Origin of the sequence: Amycolatopsis orientalis DSM 43388 (genome assembly GCF_000411975.1) — a bacterium.
In the GTDB taxonomy this organism is placed as follows: domain Bacteria; phylum Actinomycetota; class Actinomycetes; order Mycobacteriales; family Pseudonocardiaceae; genus Amycolatopsis; species Amycolatopsis orientalis_D.
The window spans coordinates 97,676-109,985 of the sequence record NZ_ASXG01000072.1; the positions used below are offsets into that span (position 1 = coordinate 97,676).

Annotated in this window: 11 protein-coding genes; 9 read left to right on the top strand and 2 right to left on the bottom strand. The window is 69.3% G+C overall.

What is annotated here, in order from left to right:
• Positions 1 to 178 precede the first annotated feature (178 nt).
• Together L942_RS12600 and L942_RS12605 are read right to left on the bottom strand one after the other, a co-directional pair.
• Positions 179 to 784, bottom strand: a complete 606-nt coding sequence (locus L942_RS12600; protein ID WP_037359270.1) for an acetoacetate decarboxylase family protein — start codon at positions 782 to 784, stop codon at positions 179 to 181.
• Entirely contained in the window at positions 781 to 1,614 is an 834-nt protein-coding gene (locus tag L942_RS12605) for an enoyl-CoA hydratase-related protein (protein WP_037359273.1), read from the bottom strand. Before L942_RS12605 ends, L942_RS12600 begins: the two co-directional genes overlap by 4 nt.
• A 73-nt stretch (positions 1,615 to 1,687) precedes the next feature.
• On the opposite strand from L942_RS12605, the gene L942_RS12610 reads away from it, so the two are divergent.
• The 9 genes from L942_RS12610 (at position 1,688) to L942_RS12650 (ending at position 11,755) form a co-directional block, all read left to right on the top strand.
• Positions 1,688 to 2,050 (top strand): VOC family protein, encoded by a 363-nt coding sequence (locus L942_RS12610; RefSeq protein WP_037359275.1) that lies wholly within the window; start codon positions 1,688 to 1,690, stop codon positions 2,048 to 2,050.
• A 163-nt stretch (positions 2,051 to 2,213) separates the two neighbouring features.
• On the top strand, positions 2,214 to 3,005 hold the full coding sequence (locus L942_RS12615; RefSeq protein WP_037359278.1) for a TIGR03084 family metal-binding protein: 792 nt from the start codon (positions 2,214 to 2,216) through the stop codon (positions 3,003 to 3,005).
• Entirely contained in the window at positions 3,002 to 4,696 is a 1,695-nt protein-coding gene (locus L942_RS12620) for an acyclic terpene utilization AtuA family protein (protein WP_037359280.1), read from the top strand. The genes L942_RS12615 and L942_RS12620 overlap by 4 nt, the downstream gene beginning before the upstream one ends.
• On the top strand, positions 4,651 to 5,844 hold the full coding sequence (locus L942_RS12625) for an acyl-CoA dehydrogenase family protein (protein WP_051165901.1): 1,194 nt from the start codon (positions 4,651 to 4,653) through the stop codon (positions 5,842 to 5,844). The genes L942_RS12620 and L942_RS12625 overlap by 46 nt, the downstream gene beginning before the upstream one ends.
• Entirely contained in the window at positions 5,841 to 7,442 is a 1,602-nt protein-coding gene (locus L942_RS12630) for an acyl-CoA carboxylase subunit beta (protein WP_051165902.1), read from the top strand. Before L942_RS12625 ends, L942_RS12630 begins: the two co-directional genes overlap by 4 nt.
• Before the next feature lie 5 nt (positions 7,443 to 7,447).
• On the top strand, positions 7,448 to 9,400 hold the full coding sequence (locus L942_RS12635) for an acetyl/propionyl/methylcrotonyl-CoA carboxylase subunit alpha (protein ID WP_037359289.1): 1,953 nt from the start codon (positions 7,448 to 7,450) through the stop codon (positions 9,398 to 9,400).
• Positions 9,397 to 10,563 carry an acyl-CoA dehydrogenase family protein gene (locus L942_RS12640; RefSeq protein ID WP_081655040.1) on the top strand — a complete coding sequence of 389 codons (1,167 nt, stop codon included), beginning with the start codon at positions 9,397 to 9,399 and terminating at the stop codon, positions 10,561 to 10,563. The genes L942_RS12635 and L942_RS12640 overlap by 4 nt, the downstream gene beginning before the upstream one ends.
• A 214-nt stretch (positions 10,564 to 10,777) precedes the next feature.
• Complete coding sequence (locus tag L942_RS12645; RefSeq protein WP_037359291.1) at positions 10,778 to 11,383, top strand: TetR/AcrR family transcriptional regulator; 606 nt, start codon at positions 10,778 to 10,780, stop codon at positions 11,381 to 11,383.
• Positions 11,384 to 11,485: 102 nt separating this feature from the next.
• Positions 11,486 to 11,755, top strand: coding sequence for a hypothetical protein (locus tag L942_RS12650; protein WP_037359293.1), 270 nt, complete (start codon positions 11,486 to 11,488; stop codon positions 11,753 to 11,755).
• The last annotated feature ends 555 nt before the right edge of the window (positions 11,756 to 12,310 follow it).

The window sequence follows — 12,310 nt, forward strand, 5'->3', positions numbered from 1 at the left end:
GCGGCACACGGCCGGTCAAGGCCATGCGCTGCGGTTTCGTCGAAACAGTCCGGCCGCCCTCCTCAAGCGGTCTCCCCGTCGCTGGGGGCTGCCGGTTCCCAGAGACTACATGTTGGGGTGGAGGCTCGCACGGGCCCCAAGGTATGGCGTGTCGGTCTCACCCTGGCGGGTTATCCGATCACCGAGGGCAAGATCCGAAACGGAGCTTCGTCGCGGTCAGTGCGGCGCTGGCCACGGGCCGTTTCCCGGCAAGGAAGCCCAGCGGCCCGGCGGGGTTGACCGACCAGTCCGCGGCCGCCGCGCGGGGCTTCGAACGCCACTCGACCGGGGTGCGCAGCGGACTGCCGCCGCGGTCTTGGGCGATCTCGAAGCGTACCGGGAGAGTGATCGGAAGCCCGCCGCGCGGGGTGAAGGCGGCGGTGGCGATCCAGTCGTCGGAGGTCGCCGCGGTGAAGGTGCGTCCGCCGGTGAAGGTGAAGGCCGCCAGTTCCTTCGGAATGCCCCAGAGTTCGCGCCCGCCCGCGCGCGAGATCTCGCTGTCCACCCAGATGTCGGTGATCGACGCGGCGAGCCCGCGGCCGCGCACCGCGACGCAGGACAGGAGTTCGTGGTAGCTCAGCTGGCCCGACGGCAGGTAGTCGATCCAGGCGGTGAAGACGGCCGCCTGCTTGGCGAGGACCAGGGGTTCCGCGGGCAACGCGGGCAGCTCGTCGACGGGGACGCGCCACATCGAGACGCACGCGTCGGCGACGAGGTGCCACGGTTCGGGCGGATACTCGGTCATCCGCTGATCCAGGGCAGGTACGGCGGCAGGTCGCGGTCCACGCGCAACGGGAACTCGGGCGGGCGTTTCTGGAAGAAGGAAGCGATGCCTTCGACCGCGTCGGGGTTCGAGCCGAGCTGGGAGATCAGCTTCGAGTCCACTTGGTGGACGTCGAAGGGGGACGGGGCCGAGGCCATCCGGTAGAGCAGCTGCCGGGTGACCGCCACGGCGACCGGAGCGGTGGTCTCAGCGATCTCCTTCGCTTTGGCTTGCGCTTGCGCGAGGACGTCGTCGGGGTCGTGGATCTGGTGGACGAGCCCGGCCTGGTGCGCTTCGCCGGGGCCGAAGAGCCGCCCGCTGACCATCCAGTCGACGGCCGTGCCCATCCCGACGAGGCGGGGGAGGAACCACGCGGACGCGCCCTCGGGGTAGATCCCGCGGCGCGTGAAGACGAAGCCGAACTTGGAATCGGTGGAGGCGAACCGGTAGTCGCAGGACAGCGTGATGGTGATGCCCGCGCCGACGGACGCCCCGCGCAACGCGGCGAGCACGGGTTTGTTCATGGTGAAGATCCGCTTCGACACGCGGCCCGCGGGTTCCTGCCAGCCGTCCGGCGGGCGGTCGCCGAAGTCGAAGCCGCCGGAGGAGAGATCGGCCCCGACGGAGAAGTCCTTGCCGGTGGTCCCGAGCACGACCGCGCGGACGTCCTCGTCGCGGTCGGCCCGGTCGAGCGCGTCGGCGAGTTCGTCGGCCATCCGGATCGTGTAGCCGTTGCGGGCTTCGGGCCGGTCGAGCAGGACGGTCGCGACCTTGGCGGCGACCTCGTAGGCGATCTCCGCGTAGGAGTCCATGGGAGGACGGTAGAGCCTTGTTTTCGGGGCGTCAATAACGCTTGGACTGCTCTCGCGCGGGCATGCTCGGAGCATGCTGACGGTGGGCACGGTGGTGCTGGGAGTCGAGGACATGGAGCGCGCGGTCTCGTTTTGGGGCACGGCGCTGGGATACGTGCGGCGAGACGACGCAACGGACTTCGTCGTGCTGCAGCCTTCCGGCGGTCCGGGACCGCGGATCGCGTTCCAGCGGAGTTCGGTGCCGGTGCAGGAGGTGCCGCGGGTGCATCTGGACCTGTACGCCGGGGACGCCGCGGACCAGGCCGCGGAGGTCGAGCGGCTGGTCGGGCTTGGCGCGCGGCGGGTCGACTGGCCGCATTACCCGAAGGATCCGGACTTCGTGGTGCTGGCGGATCCGGAAGGCAACCGGTTCTGCGTGATCGACACCTCGCGCTGACCCGCGGTCCGTGAAGGGCTCCTTGAGGGAATCAGATTCCCCCAAGGAGTCCTTCACGGCACGTTGTTCGCACCAAAACAATCAGGCGCGCTTGATTTTTCTCTCGCCAGGGGTCACCCTGGGTCCGCACGAGGTGGTGCGGCGGACGCAGGGAGGCGCAGGAATGGCTGATCTCGCGGGGATCCTCCGGGATCTCGCGGCCGAATCGCAGGCGGTCGACGACCTGGTCGCCGGGCTGCCCGCCGAGGAGTGGGCCCGGCCCACCCCGGCGAAGGGGTGGACGATCGCGCATCAGATCGCGCATCTGGCGTGGACCGACGGCAAATCGCTGATCTCCGCGAGCCGGCCGGAGGACTGGCAGGCCGAGGTCGAAAACCTGTTGAGCATCGGCGAAAACTACGTCGACGAGGGTGCCGAAGAAGGCGCTCAGCTGCCTCCGGGCGAGCTGCTGGCGCAGTGGCGGGCCGGACGGACTGCGCTGGCCGAGGCGCTCGCCGCGGTGCCGGAGGGGCAGAAGCTGCCGTGGTACGGCCCGCCGAGGAGTGCGGCGTCGATGGCGACCGCGCGGATGATGGAGACCTGGGCGCACGGCCAGGACATCGCCGACGCGCTCGGCGTCACGCGCGAGCCCACCGAACGGCTGTGGCACATCGCCCGGTTCGGCACACGCACGCGCGATTTCGCGTACAAACTCCACTCGCTCGCGCCGCCGGCCGAAGAGTTCCGGGTCGAGCTGGCCGCGCCGGACGGCAGCACGTGGGCGTTCGGGCCGGAGGACGCGGAGCAGCGGCTCACCGGCGGCGCGCTGGACTTCTGCCTCGTCGTGACGCAGCGGCGGCATCCGGCGGACACCGATCTCGTCGCGACCGGCGCGGAGGTCGAGGAATGGCTGGGCATCGCGCAGGCGTTCGCGGGGCCGCCCGGGGCGGGGCGCGAGCCGGGGCAGTTCGCGTGAGCGCGCCATTGCGGGTCGGGAACGCGTCCGGGTTCTACGGCGACCGGTTCTCCGCCGTGCGGGAAATGCTCACCGGCGGCCCGCTTGACGTCCTGACCGGCGACTACCTCGCCGAGCTGACCATGCTCATCCTCGGCCGCGACCGGATGAAGGACCCGGCCCGCGGCTACGCCAAGACGTTCCTCCGGCAAATGGAGGAGAACCTCGGGCTGGCGAAGGACAAGGGCGTCCGGATCGTCGCGAACGCGGGCGGGCTCAACCCGGCCGGGCTGGCCGACGCGCTGCGCGAGCTGGCCGCCAAGCTCGGGGTGGACGTGAAAGTCGCGCACGTCGAGGGCGACGACCTGATCGCGCGTGCGGACGAGTTCGGTTTCGAGAACCCGTTGACCGCCAACGCTTATCTCGGCGCGTGGGGCATCGCGGAATGCCTCAAGGCCGGAGCCGACGTGGTCGTGACCGGGCGGGTCACGGACGCGTCGGTGATCGTCGGACCGGCGGCGGCGCACTTCGGTTGGGCGCGCGACGACTACGACGCGCTCGCCGGCGCGGTCGCGGCGGGCCACGTCATCGAATGCGGCGCGCAGGCGACCGGCGGCAACTACTCGTTCTTCCGCGAACAGCCGATCGGCGTGCCGGGTTTCCCGATCGCGGAGATCCACGCGGATGGATCCAGCGTGATCACGAAGCATCCGGACACCGGCGGCGTGGTCAACAAGGGAACCGTCACGGCGCAGCTGCTGTACGAGATCACCGGTGCGCGGTACGCGAATCCGGATGTGACGGCACGGTTCGACACGCTGTCGCTGTCGGACGACGGTCCGGACCGGGTGCGGATCAGCGGGGTGCGCGGGGAAGCGCCGCCGCCGACGGTGAAGGTGTGCCTCAACCGGCTCGGCGGCTTCCGGAACGAGACCACGTTCGTCCTTACTGGACTGGACATCGAGGAAAAAGCCGCGCTGGTACGGGAACAACTGGAAGGCGCGCTGGCGAAGCGTCCGCCGGCCGAGGTTCGATGGACGCTCGCCCGCACCGATCACGCGGACGCCGACACCGAGGAGCGGGCCAGTGCCCTGCTGCACGTCGCGGTGAAGGACAACGATCCGAAGGTCGCCGGGCGCGCGTTCAGCGGAGCGGCGATCGAGCTGGCGCTCGCGAGCTACCCGGGATTCCACGTCACCGCACCGCCTTCGGACGCGTCCCCGTTCGGCGTCTATTCGGCGGCCTATGTGGACGCTGCCGCGGTGCCGCACGTCGCGGTGCTGCCGGACGGGTCCAAGGTGGACATCGCGCCCGCTGTCGAGACGCTTGAGCTGTCCGAAGTGGACGAACCAGCGCTGCCGGAACCCTTGCAGACGGACCGGGTGCGGCGGGCCCCGCTCGGGCTCGTGGCCGGGGCGCGCAGCGGCGACAAGGGCGGCAACGCGAACCTCGGCGTGTGGGTGCGGTCCGAGGAAGCGTGGCGCTGGCTCGTGCATCGGCTCACGGTCGGGGAGTTCCGCCGGCTGCTGCCGGAAACCGAAGACCTGCCGGTCACCCGGCATCTGCTGCCGAACCTGTGGGCGATGAACTTCGTGGTCGAGGGCATTCTCGGTGACGGCGTCGCGTCGCAGGCCAGGTTCGATCCGCAGGCGAAGGCGCTCGGCGAATGGCTGCGAGCGCGCGAACTCGACGTTCCGGAGGCTCTGCTGTGACCGTGGATCCGTTCCGCACGCCGGAACGCACCGAACTGCGCGCGACCGTGCGCCGGTTCGTGGAGAACGACGTGCTGCCGCACCTGGACGACTGGGAGCGGGCCGGAGAACTGCCGCGCGACCTGCATCGCAAGGCCGGCAAGCTGGGCCTGCTCGGGGTCGCGTTCCCCGAATCCGCGGGCGGCGGCGACGGCAATTACCTCGACGCGCTCGTGGTCGCCGAGGAAATGCACTACGCGGGCGGGTCCGGCGGGCTCTTCGCTTCTCTGTTCACCTGCGGGATCGCGGTGCCGCACATCGTCGAGGCCGGCGATCCGGTGCAGATCGAACGCTGGGTGCGGCCGACGCTCGAAGGCGAGAAGATCGGTTCGCTGGCCGTCACCGAACCGGACGGCGGCTCGGACGTCGCCGGGATCCGCACCACCGCGGTGCGCGAGGGCGACGAGTATGTGCTCAACGGGGCCAAGACGTTCATCACCTCCGGATGCCGCGCGGACTTCGTGACCACTGTGGTCCGAACCGGCGAGCCAGGCGCGCACGGGCTTTCGCTGATCGTGGTCGAGCGTGGGACGCCTGGATTCACGGTGTCGCGCAAGCTGGAGAAGATGGGCTGGGCCGCGTCGGACACCGCGGAGCTGTCTTATGCGGACGTTCGAGTGCCGGCGGAGAACTTGGTCGGCGCGGAGAACAGCGGATTCGCACAGGTAGCCACGCAGTTCGTCACCGAACGGCTTTCGCTGGCGGTGCAAGCATATGCGCACGCACAGCGAGCACTCGATCTGACGCTGGACTGGTGCCGGATGCGCGAGACGTTCGGGCGTCCGCTGATCTCGCGGCAGCTGGTGCAGCACAAGCTCACCGAGATGGCCTGCAAGGTCGATGTCGCCCGGACCTACACCCGGCAGATCGCGCTCCGGCACGTTTCCGGCGAAGAAGTGATCGCCGAGGCGTGCTTCGCGAAGAATACCGCGGTGCAGACCGCCGAATGGGTCGTGAACGAGGCGGTGCAGCTGCACGGCGGGCTCGGCTACATGCGCGAGTCCGAAGTGGAACGGCACTACCGCGACGTCCGCATTCTCGGCATCGGCGGCGGCACCACCGAAATCCTGACCGGACTGGCCGCGAAGCGATTGGGATACACCGCATGACCACTATCAGGTCCACAGTGGACACCCGGGCCGACGAGTTCGCCGCGAACCGCGAGGCGATGCTGGAGAAGCTCGCGGAGATCGACGCCGAACACGCCAAGGCGGTCGCCGGCGGCGGGGAGAAGTACGTCGAACGCCACCGCAAGCGCGGCAAACTGCTGGCGCGCGAGCGGATCGAACTGCTCCTGGACGAGGATTCCCCGTTCCTGGAGCTGTCGCCGCTGGCCGCGTGGGGCTCGGACTACCGGGTCGGCGCGAGCGTGATCACCGGGATCGGCGTGGTGGAAGGCGTCGAATGCCTGATCTCGGCCAGCGACCCGACGGTCAAGGGCGGCGCGAGCAACCCGTGGACGACCAAGAAGTCGTTCCGGGCGGCGGACATCGCGGCGCAGAACCGGCTGCCGGTGATCAACCTGGTGGAATCCGGCGGTGCCGATCTTCCGACGCAGAAGGAGATCTTCATCCCCGGCGGCCGGATCTTCCGGGATCTGACGCGGTCCTCGGCGGCGAAGGTTCCGACCGTCGCGCTGGTGTTCGGCAACTCGACCGCGGGCGGGGCGTACCTGCCGGGCATGTCCGATTACGTCGTGATGGTCAAGGAACGCGCCAAGGTTTTCCTCGGCGGGCCGCCGCTGGTCAAAATGGCGACCGGCGAGGAATCCGACGACGAATCCCTCGGCGGCGCGGAAATGCACGCCCGCACCTCCGGGCTCGCCGACTACCTCGCGGTCGACGAGGAGGACGCGATCCGGCTAGGCCGCGGCATCATCAAGCGGCTCAACTGGACCAAGCAGGGCCCGGCCCCCGAACCGGACTACGCCGAGCCGTTGTTCGACGCCGAAGACCTGCTCGGCATCGTGCCGACCGACCTGAAGATCCCGTTCGACCCGCGCGAGGTGATCGCGCGCGTCGTGGACGGTTCGGACTTCGACGAGTTCAAGCCGCTGTACGGGCCGAGCCTGGTCACCGGCTGGGCGAGCATCCACGGCTATCCGGTGGGGATCCTGGCCAACGCGCAGGGCGTGCTGTTCGGCGAGGAATCGCAGAAGGCCGCGCAGTTCATCCAGCTGGCCAACCAGATCGACACCCCGCTGGTGTTCCTGCACAACACGACCGGCTACATGGTCGGCAAGGAATACGAACAGAGCGGCATCATCAAACACGGCGCGCTGATGATCAACGCGGTGTCGAATTCGAAGGTGCCGCACCTGTCCGTCCTCATGGGAGCGTCCTACGGGGCCGGGCACTACGGGATGTGCGGCCGGGCCTACGATCCGCGGTTCCTGTTCGCCTGGCCGAGCGCGAAGTCCGCGGTGATGGGGCCGGCCCAGCTGGCCGGTGTGCTGTCCATTGTGGCCCGCGCCGCGGCGGCGAGCCGAGGCCAGGAATACAGCGAGGAAAATGACGCCGCGATGCGCGCCATGGTGGAAAACCAGATCGAGGCGGAATCGATGCCGATGTTCCTCTCCGGCATGCTTTACGACGACGGCATCATCGACCCGCGCGACACCCGCACGGTGCTCGGGCTGAGCCTGTCGGCGATCCACAACGGACCAGTCAACGGCGTCGAAGGCGGCTTCGGCGTCTTCCGGATGTGAGGGCCATGATCCAGAATCTGCTGGTCGCCAACCGGGGCGAAATCGCCCGCCGGGTGTTCCGCAGCTGCCGGGACGCCGGAATCGGCACGGTCGCGGTGTTCTCCGACGCGGACGCCGACGCCCCGCACGCGCGGGAAGCCGACGTCGCCGTCCGGCTGCCGGGCAACGCGCCGGGCGAGACGTACCTGCGGGCCGAACTGATCGTCAAAGCCGCGGCGGACGCAGGGGCCGACGCGATCCACCCCGGATACGGCTTCCTGTCCGAAAACGCCGGGTTTGCCCGCGCGGTGCTCGACGCCGGGCTGACCTGGGTCGGCCCGCCCCCGGCGGCGATCGAAACGATGGGCTCCAAAGTGGAGTCGAAACGGCTGATGGCCGCGGCCGGAGTTCCAGTGCTGTCCGAATTGGACCCGGCGTCGGTGACCGAAGCCGATCTTCCGTTGCTGGTCAAGGCCTCCGCTGGCGGCGGCGGGCGCGGAATGCGCGTCGTCCGGTCGCTCGACGAGTTGTCGGAAGCCGTCGAGAGCGCTCGGGCGGAAGCTGGCTCGGCGTTCGGCGACCCGACGGTGTTCTGCGAGCGGTACCTCGAAACCGGACGGCACATCGAGGTCCAGGTGCTCGCCGACTCGCACGGCACGGTCTGGGCGGTGGGGGAGCGGGAGTGCTCCATCCAGCGTCGGCACCAGAAGGTGGTCGAGGAAGCGCCATCGCCCTTTGTGGACGAAGCGATGCGCACCGAGCTGTTCGACGCGGCGCGCAAGGCCGCGCAGGCGATCGACTACGTCGGCGCGGGAACCGTCGAGTTCCTGGCCGGTCCGGACGGCCGGTTCTACTTCCTCGAGATGAACACGCGGCTGCAGGTCGAGCATCCGGTGACGGAGAACGTCACCGGGCTGGATCTGGTGGCGTTGCAGCTTTCGGTGGCCGAAGGCGCTCGATTGCCTGCCGAACCGCCTGCGGCCAAGGGACATTCGATCGAGGTCCGCCTGTATGCGGAAGATCCGTCGGCCGGCTGGCAACCGCAGAGCGGGACGCTGCATGCCTTCGAAGTGTCCGGAGTGGACCGAGAATTCACTCCTGGATCCGGACTGCGGCTGGACTCCGGGGTCGAGTCCGGTTCGGTGATCGGCGTGCATTACGACCCGATGCTGGCGAAGGTCATCACGTGGGCGCCCACGCGGGCGGAAGCCGCGCGCCGGCTCGCCAGCGCCTTGGCGGGCGCGAAGATCCACGGTGTGGTGACCAACCGCGACCTGCTGGTCCGGATCCTGCGCCACGACGCTTTCCTCGCCGGGGAAACGGATACCGCGTTCTTCGACCGGCACGGACTGGACGCTTTGGCCGCGCCGCTGGCCACTGTGGACACCGAACGCTGGTCCGCCCTGGCCGCGGCACTGGCCGACGCCGCGGCGAACCGGGCCAATGCCACCACTCTGGGGCGGCTGCCCAGCGGCTGGCGCAACGTCCGCTCCGCCGGTCAACGCAAGGTGTTCGCCAAGGGCGACAATCGGTACGAGGTCGTCTACTCGCTGACCCGCGACGGGCTGCGCGCCGAGGGCTACGATGATGTCAGCCTGGTCTCCGCCGCGGCGGACCAGGTGGTCCTCGACATCGCCGGAGTGCGCCGGACCTTCGCGGTCGCGCGGCACGACTCGATGTCCTATGTGGATTCGCCGCTGGGTTCGGTGGCGCTGACCGCCGAACCGCGGTTCGCCGATCCTGATGCGGCACTGGCTGCGGGGTCGCTGCTCGCGCCGATGCCGGGCACGGTCGTGCGGCTCGCGGTGTCCGCTGGGGACACAGTGCAGGCGGGCGATCCGTTGCTGTGGCTGGAAGCGATGAAGATGGAACACCGGATCTCGGCCCCGGCGGACGGCGTGGTCGCCGAACTGCCGGTCGAGGTCGGGCAACAGGTCGAGGTAGGCGCGGTGCTGGCTGTGGTGGGAGAGACCGAATGAACGCGATGAACTTCGTCGAGCCCGAGGAACGGGTGGCGCTGCGCAAGGCCGCGGCAGATCTGGCGGGCAAGTACGGGCACGAGTACTACGCGAAGAAGGCCCGCTCGGGCGAGAAGACCGTCGAACTGTGGAACGAGGCCGGACGGCTCGGCTATCTGGGCGTGAACCTGCCGGAGGAGTACGGCGGCGGGGGAGCGGGGATCGCCGATCTCGCCGCGGTGCTCGAAGAATTCGCGGCCGCGGGTTCGCCGCTGCTGCTGATGGTGGTGTCGCCGGCGATCGTCGGGACGGTGTTGTCGCGCTTCGGCACGTCGGACCAGAAAAAGCAGTGGCTGCCCGGAATGGCGGACGGCAGCAAGAAAATCGTCTTCGCGATCACCGAACCGGACGCGGGTTCCAACTCGCACAAGATCACGACGACCGCCCGCCGGGACGGCGGCGACTGGATTGTGTCCGGACGCAAGGTGTTCATTTCGGGAGTCGACGAGGCGGACGCGGTGCTCGTCGTCGGCCGCACCGAGGACGCGAAGACCGGGCGCTTGAAGCCGGCGCTGTTCGTGGTGCCGACGGACACGCCCGGGTTCGAGTTCACGAAGATCGACATGGACATCGTCGCGCCGGAGAACCAGTTCTCGCTGTTCCTGGACGACGTCCGGCTGCCCGCGGAAGCCCTGGTCGGCGAGGAGGACGCGGCGATCGCGCAGCTGTTCGCGGGCCTGAACCCGGAACGCATCATGGGCGCGGCGTTCTCGCTGGGCACCGCTCGGTACGCCCTGGACAAGGCGGTCGGGTACGCGAACGAACGGCAGGTGTGGGGCGCGCCGATCGGGTCGCACCAGGGGCTCGCGCATCCGCTCGCGCAGGTGAAGATCGAGCTCGAGCTGGCGAAGCTGATGACGCAGAAGGCTGCCTCGCTGTACGACGCGGGCGACGATTTCGCGGCTGGCGAGTCCGCGAACATGGCGAAATACGCGGCGGCGGAGGTCGCGATCCGCGCGGTGGACCAGGCGGTGCAGACTCACGGCGGAAACGGCTTGGCGACCGAGTACGGCCTGGGCAGCCTGGTGACGGCCGTGCGGTTGGGCCGGATCGCGCCGGTGAGCCGCGAGATGGTGCTGAATTTCGTGGGGCAGCACAGCCTTGGGCTGCCGAAGTCGTATTGAGCAGTGGTGACGTCATGAGGAGCGTTGGCGCCCGACTCGAGCCGGTCCGGCGGTCCGTGAAGGGCTCCTTGAGGGAATCTAATTCCCTGAAGGAGCCCTTCACGGACTTTTGCCGGAGCGGGATGGCTGGACTCGGCTTCCCGTCCGGGAGTGGGGTCCTGGGCGGCTCGGTGCCGCCACGGACCGGGCGGGCGGCTCGGGCAGGTGGTGCCTGATGCTCCGCGAACCGCAGCAGGAACGCAGCCGCACCACGCGGCGGCGGTTGATCGAAGCCGCGATGGACTGCATCGGGGAGCGCGGGTGGCACGGGGTCACCGTCGCGGTCATCGCGGAGCGCGCCGGGGTTTCCCGAGGCGCCGCGCAGCACCACTTCCCGACGCGCGAGTCGCTGGTCGCCGCGGCTGTCGAACTGCTCGGCGAGGCCCAGTTGGACGAACTGCGCACGCGCGCGGCCGGGTCGCCGAGCGGGGCGTCGCGGATCGAGTGGGTCGTCGAGATGCTGCTGACCCTCTACACCGGGCCGATGTTCCGCGCCGCGTTGCAGTTGTGGGCCGTCGCGTCGACGGACGAACAGTTGCGCGACGTGCTCGTGCCGCTTGAGGCGCGCGTCGGGCGGGAGGCGCACCGGGTCGCGGTCGAGCTGCTCGGAGTCGACGAATCCCGGCCGGGCGTGCGCGAACTGGTCCAGGCCACCCTCGACCTCGGCCGCGGGCTCGGCCTCGCCAACCTCCTCACCGACGACACCCGCCGCCGCGAGCAGATCGTGCGCGAGTGGGCTCGGACGCTGGAGTCTCGCCTGGCGGGAACCGAACAGGTCTAGAGATCGTCACATTCCCGAATTGCTACAGTGTGGCTGTTAACACATTTGGCCCAATGGGCGATAACGTTGAGTAAGTAGCTCACGAGGAAGAAGGCGATCTCGGTGTCCGGTTCAGAAGGGGTGACCGTCGAGCTGACCCATCGCGCGATGGCCATGCTCAGGGCGGTCGCGGAGCAGCGTGCGGAAATGTCCACCAGCTGTGAGCCCGACCTGTTCGTCGACGGTTTCGCTTGCTGCGACCAGATGACCGCACACGCGCTCGCCAAGGGCGGCTACGTCCGCCCGGGCACCGGAGTCACCGCCGCCGGCCGGGTGCCCGCCGAACTGACCGAGGCCGGGGTGGCCGCGCTCTCGGTGACCGCCGCTGCTTGATCTTCACTCGTTCGGCCGCAGCCGGACACGGTGCGTGACGAGCTGCTCGGGGACCTGCCGGGCGGGAAGGCTCCCGGTGCCGAGGTTTGCCGGGTCGCGCGGCTGTGAGTCTCAGGCGATGGTCCAGTCCACTCTGGCTTGACTGACCCTGCTGGGTCGGCTGGAGTGGTGATCGGTCGCTCCGTCGGACTGCGGTCCACATCGATCCGGGTGGACAGCTGAGACGATGGTTTAGTCCACCGCCAGACCCGGCTGAATGCCTGGTTTGGGCCAGTCGAGTCGCTGCATGTCCCAGTTCAGTCGAGTTGTTCACTCCCGGCTGGGTGGTAACGGCTGAGATCGGCCGAGTGATTGCCAGTGTGGCGGAGGTCGGACGGTTATCGGCTTGGGCAGGTTGGGCGAGATGCTCCGGCCCTGACGAGGCGAGTCGACGCCTTGACCCAGGTCGGCTGCCAGCCCGGCTGAGACCAGCCGCGGTCGGCTCGGCCTGGGTCGGCCGGGCCTGATGTCAGCCCAGCCGCCCGGCCGGAGGCCAGTCCGGTTCGCCTGGCCGTG